Genomic DNA, 20,532 nt, shown 5'->3' with positions numbered 1-20,532 from the left:
CCGAGGAAGCGACCCGCCGGTGTCCGAACAGCTCAACCCCCAGCAACACGCCGCCGTCTCCACCACCGACCGTCCGCTGCTGGTCCTTGCCGGCGCGGGCTCGGGCAAGACCCGCGTGATCACCGAGAAGATCGCGCACCTGGTGGAAAAGCGCGGCCTGGACGCGCGCCAGATCGTCGCGATCACCTTCACCAACAAGGCCGCGCGCGAGATGCGCGAGCGGGTGCAGGGGCGGCTGTCGCGGGAACAGAGCCGCGGGCTGGGCGTGTCCACCTTCCACACCTTCGGCCTGCAGTTCCTGCGCCGCGAACTGGCGGCCACCGGCCTGCGCCCGGGCTTCTCCATCCTCGATCCCGGCGACTGTCGCCAGCTGCTGCGCGAGATCACCCACCGCGACGACACCGCGGCCGAGGTGGATGACCTGATCGGCCACATCAGCCGCTGGAAGAACGACCTGTTGACCCCCGACGAGGCGCTGGCCGAGGCCAGCCAGGCGGGCGACGAAGCCCCCGGGGCCCTGCTCGCGGCCAATCTCTACCCGCGCTATGAACAGGCCCTGCGCGCCTACAACGCGGTGGATTTCGACGACCTGATCAAGCGCCCGGTGGACTGCCTGCGCGCGGACGCCGAGCTGCGCAACCGCTGGCAGGACCGCATCCGCCACCTGCTGGTGGACGAATACCAGGACACCAACTCGGCGCAGTACCAGCTGGTACGTCTGCTGGTCGGGGTCAGCGACGGCCTGACCGTGGTCGGCGACGACGACCAGTCGATCTACGCCTGGCGCGGCGCGCGCCCGGAAAACCTCGCGCGCCTGCAGCAGGACTTTCCGCGTCTGGAAGTGGTCAAGCTGGAGCAGAACTACCGCTCCACCAACCGCATCCTGGCCACCGCCAACGCGCTGATCGCCAACAACCCGCACGTATTCGAGAAGCGCCTGTGGAGCGCGCTGGGCGAGGGCGAGAAGGTCGAGGTGATCGACTGCGCGGACTCCGACGCCGAGGCCGCGCGGGTAGTCTCCGAGCTGATGCGCCGGCGCTTCCGCCTGAACGCCGGCTGGGGCGATTTCGCCATCCTCTACCGCAGCAACCACCAGTCGCGGCTGTTCGAGAAGCTGCTGCGCGAGCAGGGCATCCCCTACCGCCTGAGCGGCGGGCAATCGTTCTTCGAGAAGGCCGAGATCAAGGATCTGGTGGCCTACCTGCGCCTGCTGGCCAACCCGGACGACAACACCGCCTTTCTGCGCGTGGTCAACGTACCGCGCCGCGAGATCGGCCCGGCCACTCTGGAAAAACTCGGCCAGTACGCCAACCAGCGCGGGGTCTCGCTGCTGCAGGCCGCGCGCGGGGCCGGCCTGGCCGAATACATGGACGAGCGTGCCCGGGCGCGTCTGGAACGCTTCGTCGACTGGGTCGACGGCTTCCGCGCACGCGCGGCCGAGGAGGCCCCGGATGCCCTGCTGCGCGCACTGGTCGAGGACATCGACTACGAATCCTGGCTGCTGGACAACAGCGCCAACCCGCGCGCCGCCACCCGGCGCATGGAACAGGTGCGTGAATTCATCGACTGGGTCGCACGCCTGGCCGGCTCGCGCGCGCCGGAGGCCGAATACGGCGACGACACGGCGGACGACGAGGACGGCATGGAACTGGCCGACATCGTCAACCGCATCAGCCTGATGGACATCCTCGACCGCAACCGCGATGCCCAGGACGATACCGAGGCGGTGCAGCTGCTGACCCTGCACACCGCCAAGGGCCTGGAGTTCCCGCACGTGTGCCTGGTCGGCTTCGAGGAGGAGCTGCTGCCGCACCGCGTGAGCCTGGAGGACGACGCCATCGAGGAGGAGCGCCGCCTGGCCTACGTCGGGCTGACCCGCGCGCAGCAGACCCTGCTGATCACCTACGCGCGCAGCCGCAAGCGCTACGGCGAGACCCTCGACTGCGAACCGTCGCGCTTTCTCGACGAGCTGCCCGAGGAACACCTCGACTGGCCCGACGCAAAGCCGCCGGACCCGGAGACCCAGCAGCTCACGGCGCGCGCCCATCTCGCCGGGCTCAAGGCCATGCTGGAGAAATAATCACTCCTTCTTCAGCAGCTTGAGGCCGACCCGGGTGATGCGCGCGCCCTCCATCTCGCGCACCACCAGGCGCGTGGGCCCGAGATCCACAAAGTCCCCCACCACCGGCTCGGTCTGCAGTTCGGCGCGCAGGAAGGCCTCCAGAGTCTCGCCCTGACGTTCCGGCGGCACCGGCGCGCCGTAGGTCATGCCCACCGCCCCCAGCAGGGCATCGCCGTTGAGGGCAAACTCCCCGAACACGCTGCGCTCGGTCAGGCGTTCCGGCACCTCTTCCTGCGGCACGAACAGACGGTCCAGGTCCGGCAGATCGGCCGGCGCGACCATGATGTAGAGATGGTCGCCGGCCTGCAGGTCCAGCAGTTCCAGGGTCTCCAGCAGCTGGCCTTCCCGCAGATGCGCGACCACCCGCGCCGACCCGGGCAGACGGAAACCGGACCAGGCCTCGCGCACCACCGGCGTGGTCTCCGCCAGCCGGTAGCCCACCAGCTCCATCTCCTGCTGCCCGGGGATGTCCAGCTCGGTGCGCTGGACCCGGGTAGTGGTCGGCGGCAGTTCCAGACCCAGCCAGCGCGCCGAGGAGGCCACGGTCCAGCCCTGCACCATCAGCGAGATCAGCACCACGAAGAACACCACGTGGAAGAAGTATTCCGCCAGCTCCAGCCCCGCCAGCAACGGGAACAGCGCGAGGATGATGGGCACCGCCCCGCGCAGCCCGACCCAGGCGATGAACAGCTGCTCGCGCCACGGGAAGCGGAACGGGTACAGGCACAGCGCCACCGCCAGCGGCCGTGCCAGCAGGATCAGCACCAGCGCCACCAGGCCCGCGTCCAGCGCCACCGGCGGCAGCTCCGAGGGCGTGACGATCATCCCCAGCATCAGGAACATGCCGATCTGCGCCAGCGCCGCGATGCCATCGTGGAAACGCTTGATGTTCTGTGAGGCCTCCAGCGGCCGATTGCCCAGCAGCAGCCCGGCGAGATACACCGCGAGGAAGCCCGAACCGCCCACCATGCCGGTCAGGCCGAAGATCGCCAGCGCCCCGGCCAGCGCGAACAGCGGGTAGAACCCGGCCGACATCGGCACACGGTTGATCAGCGCCAGCAGCGCGAGCCCGCCCCCGACCCCCAGCAGGGCCCCCAGCCCCATCTGCTGCACGAACTCGACCAGCACCACCACGCCGAAGTCCGGCTGGTCCATCAGGATCAGCTCGATCAGCACGATGGTCAGGAAGATCGCCATCGGGTCGTTGGATCCCGACTCGATCTCCAGGGTCGCCCCCACGCGGCTCTTCAACTCCAGCCCGCGCGAGCGCAGCAGGGAAAACACCGCGGCCGCGTCGGTGGAGCCGACGATCGCCCCCAGCAGCAGTCCCTCCAGCCACGACAGCCCCAGCCACCACACCGCGAACAGCCCGGTCAGGCCGGAGGTGATCAGCACGCCCACGGTGGCCAGGCCCACCGCCGGCTTGAGTCCGATGCGGAAATTGCGCGCCGGCGTGCGCATTCCGCCGTCGAACAGGATGATGGCCAGGGCCGCGGAACCGATCAGATGGGCCAGGGTGATATTCTCGAAACCCACGCCGCCGGGGCCCTCCGGACCCAGCAGCATGCCGATGCCGAGGAACACCAGCAGCAGTGGTACGCCCAGCCGCGAGGTGACCACGCTGGACAGGATGCTGCCGAGCAGGACCACGGCGACGAGAAAGATGATCTGACTGGAGAAATCCATGGCGCCATCATACCGGAGCGTTCCCCGCATCCGGCCCGCGGTCTCCGTAATCGCCGTCACCGCCCTTCTGGCGGGGTCGCTGGCCGGCTCGCCCGCGGCGGCCGAACGCGGCGGCGTGGATGCCCTGCATTTCGAGTTCGAGAACGACCTGTTCGCCGGCGAGGACCGTTACTACACCAACGGCGTGCGTGCCGGCTGGACCCGGCGCGGCGAACGGATCCCGCCCTGGCTCCAGGACGTGGCGGACTTCTTCCCGCTGTTCGTCGATCGCGAGGAACGCGGCCGCCTGAAGACCTCGGTGCACCTGGCGCAGAACATGTACACCCCGGAGGACATCGAACGCGAGCAGCCGGACCCGGACGACCGCCCCTACGCCGGCTGGCTGTACCTGAACTTCAGCCTGGCCGAGGACCACGGCGACCGGCTCGACCGGCTGCAGGTCACGCTCGGGACAGTGGGCCCGGCGTCCCTGGCCGACCGCACCCAGGAGACGGTCCATGACCTGACGGGCGCCCCCGATCCGCGCGGATGGGACGCGCAGATCGGCAACGAGCCCACGCTGATGCTGGGCTACGAACGCCAGCTGCGCGGCCGATCCGGCCATCTGGGGAGCGGCTGGGACTGGGATCTGACCCCGCACTGGGGCGCCTCCATCGGCAGCCCCTTCACCTTCGCCAATGCCGGCGCGATCCTGCGCACGGGCCGCAACCTGCCCCGCGATTTCGGCCCACCGCGGATCAACCCGGCACTGTCCGGGTCGCACACCTTCGAGGCGGTCGACACCGCCGGCGGCTACCTGTTCGCCGGGGTGGACACCCGCCTGATGGCTTTTGATCTGTTCCTCGACGGGCCGCTGTTCCGCGACGGGCCCTCGGTGGACAAGCACCCGGTGGTGGGCGAATTCACCGCGGGCGTGGTGTTCCACTGGCACGGGGTGCGTCTGGGCTATACCCATGTCTGGCGCTCGCGCGAATTCAGCGGCCAGGCTACCGGCGCCGCGGAGTTCGGCTCGCTGCACGCCACCTGGCAGTTCTGAACCGACCCGCCCCGGCGTTGTTACGATCGAGGCGTCGCCCCTTCCGGAGAACCTGCGTGCGCAAGATTTCCCGAACCTTCCTCACCGGCCTGGCCGCGATCCTGCCGGCGATGGTCACGCTGGCCCTGCTGTGGTGGCTGGGCAGCACCGCGGAACAGGTGCTGGGCGGCCTGCTGCAGGCCATCCTGCCGGAGCTGCTGTACGTGCCGGGCATGGGGATCGCGGCCGGCGTCGGCCTGGTATTCGCGGTGGGGGTACTGCTGCAGGCCTACGTGGTGCGCTGGCTGTTCAACTGGCTGGAAGGCCTGATGCAGCGCATCCCGGTGGTCAAGACCATCCACGGCACGGTGCGCGATGTTACCAACCTGGTCTCCGGCGACATCCACCAGCAGTTCGGCCAGGCAGTGCTGGTCACGCTGCCGGGGCTGGAAGCGCGCGTCATCGGCTTCGTCACGCGCGAGGACTTCGAAGGCCTGCCGGACGCACTGGGCGGGGCGGAGACCCTCGCGGTCTACATGCCGATGAGCTACCAGATCGGCGGCTACACCCTGATGCTGCCGCGCGACCGGGTGGAACCGCTGGAGCTGTCGCTGGAGGACGCGATGCGCTACGCCCTGACCGCCGGGGTCTCCGCGCGCAGGGAGGATCCCGGGGCGTGAATCGGGTGGTGCAGCGCGGCGGCCGGCGTCAGCCGTCCTCCAGCGGGGAGATGTCGCGCACCGCGCCGAACGCGGCCGAAGTGGTCATCAGGGCATAGGCGCGCAGGGCCTGGGTCACCGGCCGATTGCGCGACTCGGGCTTCCAGGCCTTCGCCCCGCGGGCCTCCATCGCCTCGCGCCGCGCCGCCAGCGTGGCGTCGTCGACGTCGATGCGGATCTCGCGCGCGGGGATGTCGATCACGATGGTGTCACCCTCTTCAATCAGGCCGATCGCCCCGCCCTGCGCGGCCTCCGGCGAGACGTGGCCGATGGACAGGCCGGAGGTGCCGCCGGAGAAACGCCCGTCGGTGATCAGCGCGCAGTCCTTGCCCAGCCCCTTCGACTTCAGATACGAGGTGGGATAGAGCATCTCCTGCATGCCGGGACCGCCCTTCGGACCCTCGTAGCGGATGATCACCACGTCGCCCGCCCGGATGCGGTCAGCGAGGATGGCCTCCACCGCGGCGTCCTGGCTCTCGAACACCCGCGCCGGGCCGGAGAAGGTCAGGATGCTCTCGTCGACGCCGGCGGTCTTCACGATGCAGCCATCCGGGGCCATGTTGCCGTAGAGCACGGCCAGGCCCCCGTCCTGCGAGTAGGCGTGCTCGATGTCGCGGATGCAACCGTTGGCGCGGTCGAGGTCGAGGCTGTCCCAGGCACGGTCCTGGCTGAACGCGGTCTGGGTGGGCACCCCGCCCGGCGCGGCACTGTACAGACGCTCGGATTCGGCCGCATGCCGCATCACGTCCCACTGTTCCAGGGCGGCGCCCAGGGTCGGGGCATGCACGGTCGGGATGTCGCGATGGATCAGCCCGCCACGGTCCAGTTCGGCGAGGATGCCGACCACGCCACCGGCGCGGTGTACGTCCTCCATGTGGTACTGCTGCGTCGCCGGGGCCACCTTGCACAGGTTGGGCACGTGGCGCGACAGGCGGTCGATGTCGGCCATGGTGAAGTTGACCTCGCCCTCGCGCGCGGCCGCCAGCAGGTGCAGCACGGTGTTGGTGGAACCGCCCATCGCGATGTCCAGGCTCATCGCGTTCTCGAACGCCTCGAAGGTGGCGATGGAACGCGGCAGGGCCGAGGCGTCGTCCTGCTCGTAGTAGCGCTTCGCCAGCTCGACCACGCGCCGCCCGGCCTCCTCGAACAGCGCCTGGCGCGCGGCATGCGTGGCCAGCAGCGAGCCGTTGCCCGGCAGCGACAGCCCCAGGGCCTCGGTCAGGCAGTTCATCGAGTTGGCGGTGAACATGCCGGAGCAGGAGCCACAGGTCGGGCAGGCGGAACGCTCGACGGCCTCCACCTCCTCGTCGCTGGCGCTGGAATCGGCCGCCTTGACCATCGCATCCACCAGGTCGAGGTGGATCACGTTGTCCTGCCCCGGCGCCTGCACCTTGCCGGCCTCCATCGGCCCGCCGGAGACGAACACCACCGGGATGTTCAGGCGCATCGCGGCCAGCAGCATCCCCGGGGTGATCTTGTCGCAGTTGGAGATGCACACCAGCGCATCGGCGCAGTGGGCGTTGACCATGTACTCCACCGAGTCGGCGATGATCTCGCGCGAGGGCAGCGAATAGAGCATCCCGCCGTGACCCATCGCGATGCCGTCGTCCACCGCGATGGTATTGAATTCCCTGGCCACGCCACCGGCCTGTTCGATCTCGCGCGCGACCAGCTGGCCCATGTCCTTCAGATGCACGTGTCCCGGCACGAACTGGGTGAAGGAGTTGGCGACGGCGACAATCGGCTTGTCGAAGTCGCCATCCTTCATGCCGGTGGCGCGCCACAGGGCGCGGGCCCCGGCCATGTTGCGGCCGTGGGTGGTTGTGCGGGAACGATAGGCAGGCATGATGGGCAGGTCTCGCGAACGTTCGTGGAAATGCGAAATCGTACATAATGCGAGCATCAATACCCAGTAGGGGAGGAAGCGTTCATGAAATTCGAGGTCGAGAACATCAAGTGCGGCGGCTGCGCCAGCTCCATCCGCAAGGGCCTGATGCAGGTCGAGGGCGTGGAATCCGCCGAGGTGGACGTCGAGAACGGGGCCGTGGAGGTCACCGCGCCCGAGTCCGCCGCCGACGCGATCCGCGAGAAACTGGCCCACATGGGCTATCCGGAGGCCGGCTCGGTCTCCGGACTGCGCTCCGCCGGGGCCCGGGCGAAGTCGTTCGCCAGCTGCGCGGTCGGACGCATGAGCGGTGACAACTGACCGCAGGCATCCGGCATGAACCATGGCACAGGGCATGCCCGGGGCCGGCCGGCCCCGGCCGTGCGTCGCCGACACCCGGCACGGTGGCGGGCCGGCCTGGTCGTTCTGGTGGCTGCGGTGGCGCTGGCCGCGCCTGCCACGGCCAGCCCGCCCGAACAGGGCGGCCTGCCGGAGACCACCCTGGAGGTCGGCGACCGGGAACTGACGGTGGAACTGGCCGCGGATGACGCCAGCCGCAGTCAGGGCCTGATGTTCCGCGAGGCGCTCGCGGACGACCGCGGCATGCTGTTCATCTGGGATACACCGGATCGCCGGGCGATGTGGATGCGCAATACGCTCATCCCGCTGGACGTCGCGTTTATCGACGGCGACGGCGAGATCACCAACATCGAGACCATGGCGCCCGAGACCACCCGCCTGCACTGGTCGGCGGCGCCGATCGAGTACGCACTGGAGGTCAACGCGCAATGGTTCGCGCAGCACGGGATCGAGGCGGGGGAGCGCATCCCCGGCCTGGATGCCGCGCGCGAGGCCGCCCGGGACCACTGACAGCCTGACCGGGCGCCTGCTGACCATGCGCGCGCCGCCTCCGGAATCAATGCCGGCACCGGGACCGAACCCGTGCCCGTCCGCCGCATCACCCAACTGTATTGGCCAACTGGATTGCGAGGGAGCCGCGTGAACCCGCCAGACCACCCAACCCGCCCGCATCCCGCACGTCGTGCCCCGGCTCCGGGGGAACTCGCGTGGTTCCGCGACGCCGTGCCATACATCGCCGCGCACCGGGGCCGCACCATGGTCATCGCGCTGGCCGGCGAGGCCGCGCAGGCGGCGGAGTTCCCGGCCCTGATGCGGGACATCGCCAAGCTGCATGCACTGGGTGTGCGCGTGGTGCTGGTGTACGGGGCTCGCCCGCAGATCGAGGCGCGCCTGGCCGAACGTGGTTTGCAGCCCCAGTACGCCGAGGGTCTGCGGATCACCGATGCCCCGGCGCTGGATGCCGTGCTGGACGCGGTCGGCCGCCTGCGGCTGCAGATCGAGGGCCTTCTGTCCCGCAGCCTGGGCCAGCCGGGCACCGGCAACGCACGCCTGCGGGTGGCCGGCGGCAACTTCGTCACCGCCCGCCCGCTGGGAGTGCGCGACGGGGTCGATTTCCATTACACCGGCGAGGTGCGCGGGGTAGACACCGCCGCGCTCACCGCGCTGCTGGATCAGGAGCAGGTCGCGCTGGTCTCGCCGCTGGGGTATTCACCCACCGGCGAGGTCTTCAACCTGTCCGGCGAGGAGGTCGCGACCCGCGTAGCGATCGCCCTGGACGCGGACAAACTGATCTTCCTGACCGAGGCCGGCGTGCTGCGCGGGCCGCAGGACGACGTGCTGGATCAGCTGACCGTGCCCGCCGCGGAGCGCATCCTCGCCGAGCGCGACGACCTGCCGCAGGAGCTCGCCAGCCACCTGCGCAGCGCGGTGGATGCCTGCCATGCACGCGACCTGCGCGTGCACCTGGTCGACCGCCGCGATGACGGCGGGCTGCTGACGGAACTGTTCACCCGCCAGGGCATCGGCACCCTGGTCTCGCGCGAGCCGCTGGAGCGCCTGCGCCCCGCGACCCTGGACGATGTCGGCGGCATCCATGCGCTGCTGGAGCCACTGGAGGCCGAGGGTGTGCTGGTGCACCGCGCCCGCGAACACCTGGAGCTGGAGATCGAGCGCTTCCGGGTACTGGAGGTCGACGGGCTGATCATCGGCACCGCGGCGCTGTACCCGTTCGGCGACCACGCCGCGGAGATCGCCTGCCTGGCGCTGCACGCCGAATACCGCGGCCACGGCCGGGGCGACCGGCTGCTGACCGCGCTGGAGGCGCTGGCGCGCGAGCAGGGGGTCCGCCGGGTGTTCGTCCTCACCACCCGCACCGCGCAATGGTTCCAGGAACGCGGCTACACCCCCGGCAGCGTCGACGACCTCCCGCCGGAGCGCCGCCAGCGCTACAATCAGGCGCGCAACTCGCGGGTCTTCACGCGCGAGCTGGAGGGCTGACCCGGGGCAGCGCCGGGCTCAGCGGCCGCGGGCCTCGTCGCGTTCGTGGGCCTCCTGCGCGGCCACGCTGAGGGTGGCGATGGGACGGATCTCGAGGCGCTCGAGCCCGATCGGCTCACCGGTCTCCTCGCAGTAGCCGTATTCGCCGCGCTCGATGCGCGCCAGCGCCTCGTCGATCTTGGTCAGCAGCTTGCGCTCGCGGTCGCGGGTGCGCAGCTCCACACCGGCGTCGGCCTCGTGGGTGGCGCGATCGGAGGGATCCGGCTCCTGCCAGTTCTCGGTGCGCAGATGTTCCAGGGTCTCTTCCGACTCGGCGATCAGCTCGGCCCGCCACGCCTCGAGTTTGCGCCGGAAATAGTCCAGCTGGCGCGGATTCATGTAGGGTTCGTCCTCGGAGGGACGATAGTCGGGATCCACCATGTTGCACCTCCGGATCGTGGCCCGAGCCACGGGCCCGCCACAACGGGTAAACCTGCACTAGAACACATGTGCCGGACTCAGTACAGACCGCCAGACCACGGGGATCGAACATGCACGAACCGCTGCGCCTGATCCAGGTAACCGACAGTCACCTGGGGACCGAACCGGGCCCGGTGCGCGCGGGCTACCCGGACAGCGACCTCGCATTGCGCCACGTCCTGGAAACCGCGCGAGCGCGGGAAGGCCTGCCCGACCGCCTGCTGCTGACCGGCGACCTCGCCGAGAACCCGTCGCCGGAGACCTATGGGCGCCTGAAGGCACTGCTGGACGAAACGGGACCCTGGCCCACCAGCGCGCTGGCCGGCAATCACGACGACGCACGCGAACTGGCGGTGACCCTGGAGTCGGCCGGCCATGCGGTCCATCGCAGCGAACGCCTGGGCAGCTGGCAGCTGATCGCCCTGGACTCCTCGCAGCCCGGAGGGCCGGCCGGCCATCTGTCCGACGCCGAACTGCAACGCCTCGAGGGGGCCCTCACCGCGCACCCGGAACGCCCGGCCCTGATCGCCGTACATCATCCGGTGGTACCGGTGGGCAGCCCGTGGATGGACGGCATGGGCCTGACCAATGCCGACGCGCTGTTCGCCGTGCTCGACCACCATCCGCAGGTGCGGGCCTGCGTGTTCGGCCACGCGCACCAGGTGGTCGACACCTTTCATGGCGACGTACGCCTGCTCGGCTGCCCCGCCACCTGCGTGCAGTTCCGCCCCGGGGCCACGGAATATCAGCTCGACGATGACCCGGACACCGGGCGCCCGGGTTACCGCGTGCTCGAACTCTATCCCGACGGCCGCCTGGACACGCGGGTCGAGCGGCTGCCTGCGCCGCCCGCGTGAGGGCCGCATGAGCGCATCGTCGGTGCCGGAGGATACCCGCGCCGCCGCCCTGCAGGCCTGGCTGGCGCAGCGACCCGGGTACTTCGAGGGGCTGCAACTGCTGCGCGCGGATGCCAGCTTCCGCCGCTATTTCCGCGCGCGACGCGACGGTGAGCCGGTGGTCATCATGGATGCCCCGCCGGAACGCGAACCGGTGGCCCCGTTCCTGCGCATCGCCCGTCTGCTGGAGGCCCTCGGCCAGCGTCCGCCACGCATCCATGACGAGGACCCGGACGCGGGTTTCCTGGTGCTGGAGGACCTCGGCGACCGCACGTTCACCCGGGCACTGGCCGAGGGCGAGGACGAGAAGGCCCTGTATCAGCGGGCCATCGACCGGCTGGCCGACCTGCACCGGGCCTGGCCACAGCGGCCTGCGGAGGCCACACCCGCGCTGCCCGCCTACGACACCCCGCGCCTGCTGGACGAGGCGCGCCTGTTCATCGACTGGTATGTCCCGGAACAACAGGGCCATCCACCGGCGGAGGCCGCCCGCGGCGCCTGGGAAACGGCCTGGACGCAGACCCTGGACGCCCTGCCGTACCTGGAGCCCACGCTGGTGCTGCGCGACTTTCACGTGGACAACCTGATGATCCCGCCGGAAGGTACGGGCTGCGCGCTGCTGGACTTCCAGGACGCGGTGCTCGGGAGCCCGGCCTACGACGTGGTATCGCTGCTGGAGGATGCGCGACGCGACGTTTCACCCGCAGTCGCGCGGGAGGCCCTCGCGCGCTACCTGCAGGCCACCGGGTGGCCCGATGAGGCCTTTCGCGTGCATTACCGGGTGCTCGGGGTCCAGCGCGCGATCAAGATCCTCGGCATCTTCACCCGGCTGCACCGGCGTGACGGCAAGCCCGACTACCGCCGCCACGAACCGCGCCTGCAGACGCTGGTGCGGCGCGGACTGGCGCACCCGGACCTGCAGCCCGTGGCGCAGTGGTTTCGGCGGCATCTCCCCGGCGATCCCGCGACTCCCGGACCCGCGCCGGAGGCACGCGCGTGAAACGGGCCATGATCCTCGCCGCCGGGCGCGGCGAACGCATGCGCCCGCTGACCGACGAACGCCCCAAGCCCCTGCTGGAGGCCGGCGGCAAACCCCTGATCGTCTGGACCCTGGAACGCCTGGCCCGCGCGGGGTTTGGCGAGGTCATCATCAACACCGCCCACCTGGGTGAGCAGATCCCCCGGCGGCTGGGCGACGGCTCGGCCTTCGGGCTGAAGATCCGCTATTCGCCGGAACCCGCCGGCGCCCTGGAAACCGCCGGCGGCATCCGCCAGGCCCTGCCCCTGCTGGGCCCCGAAGCCTTCCTGGTGATCAACGGCGACATCTGGTGCGACCACCCGCTCGTACCCCCCTCGCGGCTGCCGGGGGCCATCGAAGAACACGATGCCCCACTGGCCCATCTGGTGCTGGTGGACAACCCGCCGCAGCATCCGGACGGGGACTTCGCCCTGGGCGCCGACGGCCGCGTCACCACCGACACCGGCCCGGAACGCCTGACCTTCAGTGGCATCGGCTGGTATCACCCGGCCCTGTTCGCGTCGCTGGAGCCGGGCCGCCGCCCGCTGGGGCCGGTGCTACGCGAGGCGATCGCGCAGGGCCGGGTGAGCGGCGAACACTACCTCGGCCACTGGCGGGACATCGGCACGCCGCAGCGGCTGGCGGCGCTGGATCGCGATCTCGCGACCACGGATCAGGGCTTGATGTAGGTAAACCCCTTGCGCTGCAGGCGATACAGCTCGGTGATCCCGCTGGTCACCATCTCGTCGCGGATCACGTCGTGGAGATCGGCGCGCTCCAGGCCACGGGCCTCCATGGATCGCCGGCTGACCAGAAACTCGAAGCCCTGCAGCCGCAGGGTGTCGATGCGAATGGCGGTGGCGGTGTCCATGGAGGCCGATTCCAACAGGCGCACCCCCTCGCCATGCAGCACGATGCGGACGTCGGCCGGCCCGTGGCCCGGGTCGCCCAGGTGCTCCTTGAGATAGCGCAGGACGTTGGAGAAATGCTCGCGGTCGCCGGAATCCAGGTGGTAGACGATCCGGGTGACGGAGGGGCCGGCGTCGGGTGCCGCGCCACCCTCCCCCGCGACCGCGACCGGCTGCAGGGCCGCCAGCAGCAGGCACAGGCCGGCCCAGCGGAGCAGCGGAAGCGTCCGAGAGGAGGGCACTCGACGCTCCCGCCCCGGATCAGACCTTGATGTAGATCCAGCCTTCCGCCTGACGACGGGCAGCTTCGGCCACACCCGAATCAATGCGCTCGGCCTGTGGCAGGATATCGATATCCTGCAGCCCCTCTTCCCGCGCCAGGCGGCCGAGGGTCTCGTTGCAGGCCGTAAACCGCAGTCCGGGGTGTTCCCGGCTCAGACTGTCGACCCGCTCCGGGAACGGGGCCCGGTCCGCGCGCAGCATGTTGATGGCCTTGTTGTGCACCACGACCTGGACGTTCAGCTGCCGGCCATCGCGCGCGGCCTCATTGAACATCGCCTCGATGTCGTCCAGCAGCTCCTCCATCGCGACCCGGTCGGCGTCATTGACATGCAGAAGGATCTGATCGGTCTCGCTGGCTGCATGGACCGGCTGCGGTGCGGCGGCTCCGCCCGCGGATTCGGCTTCCGCCATCTCCGTGAACAGGGCACTGACGGTGTCGTCGAGCTCGGGCACCCCCTGGCCTTCGGACGCCGTCGCATGGGCTGCGGAGCCGGTCCCGGCCCCGTCCACGAACCAGCCGGCGTCCCGGGTCACCTCGTAACCGGCCACCGAGCCCAGCACCAGGGCCACGACACCGGCGGCCACCGATGAGAACCAGCCAGTACGCCGGGGACCACCCATCGGCGAGCGGAGCAATCCCGCACCACCGGAGCGGCCGCCGGCACCGCCGTGGTCATCCGCCCCGCCACGGTGATCCCGGGCCGGCGGTTCCACGTCCTCGTACGCCATCGCCACCAGCTCCTTGAGCTGGTGCATGTCACAGACCTCACGGCTCAGGTGCTCGCTGGAGGCGATCGCCTGCAGGGTCTGCAGCCGGTCCTCCGGAGAGAATTCGCCATCGACGAAGGCGTTGAGAATCTCTTCGCTCGGACGGTCCTGCGCCTTGAGTCGGTCTTCAGCCATTCTGGCTCCTTACTACCCTGAGTTGCGGCCCCTCTTCAGCGGATTCCGCGGCAGATTCCGTCGCCGCAGCGTCCTGCGGGGCCTGCTGCTGTTCCAGCAGCTGCTTTTTCAGTTGTGCCCGGGCGCGGCTGAGGCGGCTCATCACGGTGCCGATCGGGACGTCCAGCACTTCGGAGACCTCGGCATAGGCAAAGCCCTCCAGGTCGACCAGCGACACCACCTGCCGGTGATCGCTGCTGAGCCGGGCCATCGCCTGGTGCACGTCCGCCACCCGGCGGTTGCGCTCGGTCTGCTGCTCCGGGCAGTCCTCGCAGGCCAGCTCCATGTTGTCGACATCCACCGTGTCTTTCTGCCGCCGCCCCCAGTCGCGGTAGCAGTTGGTCATGATGCGGAACACCCAGGACTTCAGGGCATTCTCGTCCTGCAACGACTTCAGCCGGGTGAGGGCCTTCATCATGGCCTCCTGCACCAGATCGTCGGCCAGCGCGGCGTCGTGACACCAGGCATAGGCCATGCGGTACATCTGCGGCCGCAGGTCGCAAACCTGCTGGCGCAGCCGCCTTTGCGCGAACCAGGTCGCCATTGTTCTGTCTCCTCACATCCTGCAGGCCGTCTGTGCGGCCCTGCTTGTTCTTGTACCCTGTAGGACGCGGTCCCCGGGGACGCTATTCCCGGTTCCGGACCGGGTTGCCGCGCGCACGCGACACACTTCTCTGGCCAAGGATACGCAATGCCCTTCGATCCGCAACAGCTCGAGGCCTCGTTCGCCTTTGACCCGGACACCACAACGGACCTGCGCGAGCGCTGGGCGCAACTGATGACCGACGCGGTGTGGGCCGACCTCAAGACCGGCACCATCGGCGCGGTGCCACGCCTGCGCAAGCGCCTGCTGGAGCTGGGCGAAAACCTGCGCTCCCTGCTGTCCGATCGCGCCTGGATCCCGCACGAACGCGAACGGGTAAAAGGGGCGATGGCCGCCAGCCTCAACCTGCGCGACAGCCTCAACCAGACCGACCGCGCCGCCAAACTGCTCAATGGCGGCGAGGACTTCGAGCGCTTCGAGGCCGACTACCTGGCTTTCCGCAAGGCGCTGCTGGCGTTCATCGAACACCACGAGCAGCTCTGGGGGGACCTCCTCGAGTCGCTTTACGAAGACGCCCCGGACGACGCGGACACGGACGAGGACTGATCCATGGGCGAGGAGATCGGCTCGGAGTACTTCACCCCGGAGGACCGTGAACGGTTCCGCCGGGCCCTGGCCCACGAGACCGATCTGCTGCTGACCTGGCTGGACAGCCACCGGGATACTCCGCGGGGTCCGACCACCCTGGGCTTCGAAATCGAGGCCTGGCTGTGCGACGCCGAGGGCCGGACGCTGGCGGAGAACGATGCCTTCCTGGAGGCGATGGACAGCCCGCTGGTGTCGCGCGAGCTGGCCCGCTTCAACGTGGAACTGAACACCAGCGTGTTCACCGCGGGCCCGGGCTGCTTCACCGCGATCCTGCAGGAGCTGCGGGACACCGTGAAACGGGCGGATCGCGCGGCCGCGCGCTTCAATGGCGGGATCCTGATGGCCGGCAGCCTCGCCACCCTGCCCCCGGAGGAGCTGGGCCAGCACCGCATGTCACCCCAGGCGCGCTTTCGCGCGCTGAACGAGGCGGTACTGGAGAACCGGGCGCGGCGGCCGCTGCACGTCGACATCCGCGGCCGCGAACACCTGCTGCACGACCACGACGACGTGATGCTGGAGGCCCTCGCCACGTCGTTCCAGGTGCATATCGGCTGCGCACCGGGTGAGGCGCATCGCAGCCTGAACGCGGCCATGGTCGCCAGCGCCCCGGTACTCGCGGCGGCCGGCAACTCGCCCTATCTGTTCGGGCACGAGCTGTGGGAAGAGAGCCGCATCCCGCTGTTCGAGCAGGCGGTGGAAAGCGGCGGCTTCGCCGACTCGGCCCGGGGGCCGATCCGCCGGGTCACCTTCGGCAGCGGTTATCTGCACCAGTCGGTGGGTGAGCTCTTCCGCGAGAACCGGGACCATTTCCCGGTGATGTTGCCGGTCGACCTGCAGCATCCGCCGGAGGATCTGGCCCATCTCGCGCTGCACAACGGCACCATCTGGCGCTGGAACCGGCCGATCGTCGGCACCGACGCCGGGGGCCGGCATCACCTGCGCGTGGAGTTTCGCTGCCTGCCCGCCGGCCCGTCGCTGATCGACATGCTGGCCAACGCCGCCTTCGCGCTGGGGTTGATCGAATGGCTGCGCGATGCCCCCGGGGACGGCACCGCCCACACCCCGTTCGCCGAAGCCCGCGACAACTTCTATCATGCCGCCCGCGAAGGCCTGCACGCGCGACTGCGCTGGGGCCACGCGGACCCGCTCCCGGCCCCGCGCCTGATCCGGCACCAGCTGCTGCCGCGGGCCGCCGAGGGCCTGGAGAACCTGGAGATCGACCCCGGCGAGCGCGACGCGCTGCTGGGCATCATCGCCGCGCGCGTGGACAGCGGCCAGACCGGAAGCGTCTGGCAGCGCCGCTGGGTCGCGCGACACGGACGCGACTGGGCGGGACTCGTGCGCGCCTATCGCGGCTGGCAGAACACCGGCGCCCCGGTACATACCTGGGGCCTGTAACCCGAGATACCGAATCATGCCGCAAGACCGACCCGCGATCCGCGAATATTTCGAGCTGCCCGACGGCTTTCTCGACGCCACGCCACGCACCCTGAGCGAGGTCGTGCCGGAACCGGCCCTGATCCACCTCGGCGGGCGCCGCGAGCCCGCGGTGGCCGTGGTGCTCCTGCTGCACGGCAACGAACCGGTCGGCCTGCATGCCATCCAGCAGCTGCTGCGCCACTACACCCATCGCGAGCTGCCGCGCGCGCTGACCCTGGTGATCGGCAACCCGCAGGCCGCCGCGCTGAACCAGCGCCACCTCGACCAGCAGCCCGACTTCAACCGGATCTGGCCGGGCACCGAACAGCCGGGATCGCCCGAGGCGGAGAGCTTCGCCGCACTGGTGGCCCGGCTGCGCGAGCGCGGGCTGTTCGCGGCCATCGACCTGCACAACAACACCGGACGCAACCCGCATTACGCCTGCATCAACCGCCTCGACCCGGCGTTCATGCAGCTGGCCGCCCTGTTCGGACGTACGGTGGTCTATTTCACCCGCCCGCGTGGCGTCGCCTCCATGGCCCTGGCCGAACTGGCGCCCTCGGTCACCCTGGAATGCGGGCACCCGGACGATGCCGCCGGGGTACAGCACGCCTTCGAGATGGTGGATGCGGTGCTGCACCTCAGCGCCTTCCCCGACCACCCGCCGGAGCGCGACGCGATCGACATCTACCACACCGTGGCGCGGGTGCGGCTGCGTCCGGGGATGCGGGCGAGCACCGGAACGGATGCGGACGTCCGCCTGGAACCCGACCTGGACCGGCTCAACTTCCAGATGCTGCCGGCCGGTTCCTGCCTGGTTCGGCGACAGCCGGAGGTGGACGACCCGCTGGTGGTCACCGCGGAGGACGGAGCGGAGGTCACCGGAACCTATCTGGAGACCCGCGGGGAGGAGATCCGCCTGCGGCGCGACGCGATGCCGTCGATGCTGACCCTCGACAGCCGGGTCATCACCCAGGACTGCCTTTGCTACCTGATGGAACCCATGGACATGGGGACACTCACCGGAAACGTCGGCTGAGGCGGGAGACGGGAATCAGGCGTCGCGCTCGATGCGCTCGACGATCTGAGCGGGGCGGTCACCCTTGCGGTAGTTCGACAGATCGGCGGTGGTCTCGGCAAAGGCCTTTTCGCGGGCCTCTTCGGTCTCGTACCAGCGACAGGCCTCCCAGTCGGGACCCAGCAGATGCGGCATGCGGAAGGTCGCGTCCTCGGGCATGCGAATGCGAATACCGTAACGTTTCATGGTTCGGGCCTGCGCGGGTAGTGGAAACAGCGCGCCAAGTGTAGCCATCCCCCGGAATCGCGGCAATACACGCCACCGGAGACCGAAGGTACGACCCGGCCAGAGCGTGAATACTTGTCCCGGCATCCACTCCGTACAGCCCGACGGGCAACCGGACGGACAATCAGGGCGCGACGAGGGCCAGGCGTCTTTGAATCTCAGTGGCGTTTTCGGACGCGATCCTGCGAAACGTGGAGCTGATGCGGGTATCCTCCGCCACGGTTTGCCAGTACCCGATAGCAGCGCGACAGGCGGCCCCCCAGACGCCATGTTCGCGGGGCAATGGCATGGCGGGATCAAACGTCATTCGGGGAAGCTCGCCACCCGGGAGCGGCGCGTACGCCATCGGCAGCATGTCGTACACCGGGCACAGGACGAGGCGTCCCTGAGCCGGGCGAAAGGCGAGGTTGCCCGGATGCATGTCGCTATTGGCGATCAGTCGACCGAACCAGGTGATGTGACGGATGGCTGCAACCGCCTCCGGCGTCAGCAGACGCTTGTCGGCGAGCCCCGGGGCAAGGGTGTCCCATGCCGATGGCGCATGGCCGAGCAAGGCCGCGTTCACGGTCTCCAGCGTCACCACCGGGCTGCGGCCGAACAGGCCATGGCGATCGAAGCGTTCGACTTCCAGGAACGTGCGGCCCTGATGCTGGAGGATTCGGCTGGGCGGGCCCTGCACGCCGGGGAGTGCCGCGATCGCCTCCAGCGCCAGATGTTCCGCCACCAACAGATCCGACCAGCGCTGCACGGTCACGGAATCATCCGCACCGGAGAATTTCACGATGACATGCGGGCTACAGCTGTCCTGCAATTCCCGGAGAGCGGTGAATTTCGGGAACTCACCCGCGGCGCTGGAGCCCGCGAGGCCCAGCGAGATGGCCTCCTCCGCCGCCTTCACATACATCCGTTCGATATCGTCCGCCCCGAGGACTGCGGGCGGATCCAGGCGAGCCTTTTGCCACTCATGGAACGCGGCGTCCCCGACGATCAGATTACCCGGGAGGTCCGACCCCACACGACTCAGAACCCACAGGATATCGTCGTCACTCCAGGTATCCGGGCTGGACGAGACCCCCAGGGCATCCTGGAAGCGATGCGCCAGCTGGCGCCCGAGATAGCCCTGAGGGCGCATGTCATACAAAGGGTATGGCAACCCGTCCCACCAACCATCGCGGGTATGGTCGCTCTCCTCCAGAGGCCAGTCCGAGCCACCGAAATCGGCATGGCAGCCCTGCGGCTGAACGGGCGAGAGTTCCGTGAGTTCGTGCGGCCGGCCGGATTCATCAATCGTACGGATGGGGAGGGGCGCGAGGTCACCTCGCAGCGCTCGGCGCAGGGCGTAGCGAGTGCGCCGGGCCCGCCCGGCCGCAAGCACGGGCTCGGCCGTCTCCTGCAGCAGGCGGTGCAGGGTGGGGACCGACAACCCCAGTTCGCGGGCAAGATCGCCCGCACGCGCCGGCGCGAACCTGGCAAGCACCGGGCCGAGCCGCTGGTGCGCTGCTTCCCGCTTGCTCCTCATCGGAATCCACCCAAATGAAAGGATTATTGAGAAGATCTTAACCGATTAAGGTTCTGATTAATATGGCTGCAAAAGCCCACCCGGACATGGACTGAAACAATCACGGCGCCAGGGCGCGGAGCCGCTCCTGGCGAGAGAGGGAGTTCGAAGGAGTTGCCCCGGAGCGACCGCGCGCAATGGCCTGGCAGCAGTTCGGAGCTACAGGAAATGCCAGGCAAACATGCCCGGGCACCAGATGAGTACGGCGTGGGCACAACTGGGCACGGTGGGAGCCCAAACGAAAAAGGGCTGCCGAAGCAGCCCCTTGAATCTGGTTGGTGGCTACGCCCTGATTCGAACAGGGGACCCCATCATTATGAGTGATGTGCTCTAACCAGCTGAGCTACGTAGCCACGCGGGTTGCGAATTCTCCCGGGCCGGGATGGTGAAGTCAAGGCCCCGCCGGGTATCCGCCGTGTCAGATCTGCAGGCGTTCGACGATCCGTCCGTTCGCCAGGTGTTCGTCCAGGATCTCGTCGATGTCGCGCTCGTCCTGGTAGGTGTACCAGACGCCTTCGGGATACACCACCGCCACCGGGCCTTCGTTGCAGCGGTCCAGGCAGCCGGCGGTGTTCACCCGTACCTGCCCTTTGCCGTGGATGCCCATCTCCTTGGCCCGGTTCTTGGCATACGAGCGCATCTCGGTCGCCCCGTGATCCTCGCAGCAGTTGCCGTCTTCCCGGCAATTGGTACAGAAGAAGATATGCCGCTGGTAATAGCCCATGCGATGCTCCCGGATCAAATCCGCTTCATCATACTGTGTCCGGCCG

At 69.2% G+C, this 20,532-nt stretch carries 21 protein-coding genes and 1 tRNA gene; 12 read left to right on the top strand and 10 right to left on the bottom strand.

Features of this window, described 5'->3' with window-relative positions:
• The first annotated feature begins 19 nt into the window (after positions 1-19).
• Entirely contained in the window at positions 20-2,080 is a 2,061-nt protein-coding gene (locus F790_RS0104765; protein WP_019022721.1) for a UvrD-helicase domain-containing protein, read from the top strand.
• Here F790_RS0104765 and F790_RS0104760 read toward each other — a convergent pair whose 3' ends face one another.
• Positions 2,081-3,808 (bottom strand): potassium/proton antiporter, encoded by a 1,728-nt coding sequence (locus tag F790_RS0104760; RefSeq protein WP_019590980.1) that lies wholly within the window; start codon positions 3,806-3,808, stop codon positions 2,081-2,083.
• Here F790_RS0104760 and F790_RS0104755 point away from each other — a divergent pair.
• The gene (locus F790_RS0104755) at positions 3,807-4,844 is read left to right on the top strand and encodes a lipid A deacylase LpxR family protein (protein ID WP_019590979.1); all 1,038 of its coding nucleotides are present in this window, start codon (positions 3,807-3,809) and stop codon (positions 4,842-4,844) included. The two genes, F790_RS0104760 and F790_RS0104755, sit on opposite strands and share 2 nt — an antisense overlap.
• Before the next feature lie 56 nt (positions 4,845-4,900).
• A complete protein-coding gene (locus F790_RS0104750) occupies positions 4,901-5,503 on the top strand; it encodes a DUF502 domain-containing protein (RefSeq protein ID WP_019590978.1) in 603 nt (200 codons plus the stop codon).
• A gap of 28 nt (positions 5,504-5,531) precedes the next feature.
• On the opposite strand, the gene ilvD is transcribed toward F790_RS0104750, so the two are convergent.
• Positions 5,532-7,388: a dihydroxy-acid dehydratase gene (gene ilvD, locus F790_RS0104745; protein ID WP_019590977.1), complete on the bottom strand. Its 1,857-nt coding sequence runs from the start codon at positions 7,386-7,388 to the stop codon at positions 5,532-5,534.
• An 84-nt stretch (positions 7,389-7,472) separates the two neighbouring features.
• Here ilvD and F790_RS0104740 point away from each other — a divergent pair, with 84 nt between their 5' ends.
• The 3 genes from F790_RS0104740 (at position 7,473) to argA (ending at position 9,785) form a co-directional block, all read left to right on the top strand.
• A complete protein-coding gene (locus tag F790_RS0104740; protein WP_019590976.1) occupies positions 7,473-7,748 on the top strand; it encodes a heavy-metal-associated domain-containing protein in 276 nt (91 codons plus the stop codon).
• A 15-nt stretch (positions 7,749-7,763) separates the two neighbouring features.
• A complete protein-coding gene (locus tag F790_RS0104735) occupies positions 7,764-8,297 on the top strand; it encodes a DUF192 domain-containing protein (protein ID WP_019590975.1) in 534 nt (177 codons plus the stop codon).
• A 129-nt stretch (positions 8,298-8,426) separates the two neighbouring features.
• Complete coding sequence (gene argA / locus F790_RS0104730; protein ID WP_081647367.1) at positions 8,427-9,785, top strand: amino-acid N-acetyltransferase; 1,359 nt, start codon at positions 8,427-8,429, stop codon at positions 9,783-9,785.
• Between the two features lie 18 nt (positions 9,786-9,803).
• On the opposite strand, the gene dksA is transcribed toward argA, so the two are convergent.
• Positions 9,804-10,205, bottom strand: coding sequence for an RNA polymerase-binding protein DksA (gene dksA / locus F790_RS0104725; protein WP_018869735.1), 402 nt, complete (start codon positions 10,203-10,205; stop codon positions 9,804-9,806).
• A gap of 110 nt (positions 10,206-10,315) precedes the next feature.
• On the opposite strand from dksA, the gene F790_RS0104720 reads away from it, so the two are divergent.
• Genes F790_RS0104720 through murU form a run of 3 tightly spaced genes read left to right on the top strand, consistent with a single transcriptional unit; the run spans position 10,316 to position 12,847 of the window.
• Positions 10,316-11,101, top strand: a complete 786-nt coding sequence (locus F790_RS0104720) for a metallophosphoesterase (RefSeq protein ID WP_019589058.1) — start codon at positions 10,316-10,318, stop codon at positions 11,099-11,101.
• 7 nt (positions 11,102-11,108) lie between these two features.
• Positions 11,109-12,140, top strand: coding sequence for an aminoglycoside phosphotransferase family protein (locus F790_RS0104715; protein ID WP_019590973.1), 1,032 nt, complete (start codon positions 11,109-11,111; stop codon positions 12,138-12,140).
• An 8-nt stretch (positions 12,141-12,148) separates the two neighbouring features.
• On the top strand, positions 12,149-12,847 hold the full coding sequence (murU, locus tag F790_RS0104710; RefSeq protein WP_029681160.1) for an N-acetylmuramate alpha-1-phosphate uridylyltransferase MurU: 699 nt from the start codon (positions 12,149-12,151) through the stop codon (positions 12,845-12,847).
• On the opposite strand, the gene F790_RS0104705 is transcribed toward murU, so the two are convergent.
• The 3 genes from F790_RS0104705 to F790_RS0104695 are packed head-to-tail and all read right to left on the bottom strand — an operon-like array spanning position 12,832 to position 14,834.
• Positions 12,832-13,308, bottom strand: coding sequence for a DsrE family protein (locus tag F790_RS0104705; RefSeq protein ID WP_019022714.1), 477 nt, complete (start codon positions 13,306-13,308; stop codon positions 12,832-12,834). The two genes, murU and F790_RS0104705, sit on opposite strands and share 16 nt — an antisense overlap.
• A gap of 19 nt (positions 13,309-13,327) precedes the next feature.
• Positions 13,328-14,251 carry a hypothetical protein gene (locus F790_RS0104700; protein WP_019590971.1) on the bottom strand — a complete coding sequence of 308 codons (924 nt, stop codon included), beginning with the start codon at positions 14,249-14,251 and terminating at the stop codon, positions 13,328-13,330.
• Complete coding sequence (locus F790_RS0104695; RefSeq protein ID WP_019590970.1) at positions 14,244-14,834, bottom strand: RNA polymerase sigma factor; 591 nt, start codon at positions 14,832-14,834, stop codon at positions 14,244-14,246. The genes F790_RS0104700 and F790_RS0104695 overlap by 8 nt, the downstream gene beginning before the upstream one ends.
• A 147-nt stretch (positions 14,835-14,981) precedes the next feature.
• Here F790_RS0104695 and F790_RS0104690 point away from each other — a divergent pair, with 147 nt between their 5' ends.
• The 3 genes from F790_RS0104690 to F790_RS0104680 are packed head-to-tail and all read left to right on the top strand — an operon-like array spanning position 14,982 to position 17,940.
• Positions 14,982-15,440, top strand: coding sequence for a hypothetical protein (locus F790_RS0104690; protein ID WP_018869728.1), 459 nt, complete (start codon positions 14,982-14,984; stop codon positions 15,438-15,440).
• 3 nt (positions 15,441-15,443) lie between these two features.
• Entirely contained in the window at positions 15,444-16,880 is a 1,437-nt protein-coding gene (locus F790_RS0104685; RefSeq protein WP_019590969.1) for a hypothetical protein, read from the top strand.
• Between the two features lie 16 nt (positions 16,881-16,896).
• Positions 16,897-17,940, top strand: a complete 1,044-nt coding sequence (locus F790_RS0104680) for a M14 family metallopeptidase (RefSeq protein ID WP_019022711.1) — start codon at positions 16,897-16,899, stop codon at positions 17,938-17,940.
• 15 nt (positions 17,941-17,955) lie between these two features.
• Here F790_RS0104680 and F790_RS0104675 read toward each other — a convergent pair whose 3' ends face one another.
• The 4 genes from F790_RS0104675 to F790_RS0104660 form a co-directional block, all read right to left on the bottom strand.
• Positions 17,956-18,165 (bottom strand): hypothetical protein, encoded by a 210-nt coding sequence (locus tag F790_RS0104675; protein WP_024328285.1) that lies wholly within the window; start codon positions 18,163-18,165, stop codon positions 17,956-17,958.
• A 163-nt stretch (positions 18,166-18,328) separates the two neighbouring features.
• Positions 18,329-19,723 carry a type II toxin-antitoxin system HipA family toxin YjjJ gene (gene yjjJ, locus F790_RS13720; RefSeq protein WP_019590968.1) on the bottom strand — a complete coding sequence of 465 codons (1,395 nt, stop codon included), beginning with the start codon at positions 19,721-19,723 and terminating at the stop codon, positions 18,329-18,331.
• Positions 19,724-20,038: 315 nt separating this feature from the next.
• Positions 20,039-20,115, bottom strand: a tRNA-Met gene (locus F790_RS0104665).
• Between the two features lie 65 nt (positions 20,116-20,180).
• A complete protein-coding gene (locus F790_RS0104660; RefSeq protein WP_019589052.1) occupies positions 20,181-20,486 on the bottom strand; it encodes a ferredoxin in 306 nt (101 codons plus the stop codon).
• Positions 20,487-20,532: the final 46 nt, after the last annotated feature.

The sequence above is a fragment of the Thioalkalivibrio sp. ALE20 genome, assembly GCF_000381405.1.
Classification (GTDB): Bacteria; Pseudomonadota; Gammaproteobacteria; order Ectothiorhodospirales; family Ectothiorhodospiraceae; genus Thioalkalivibrio.
Note: the sequence above shows the minus strand (reverse complement) of the source record. Positions and strands in the feature narration are given on the sequence as shown.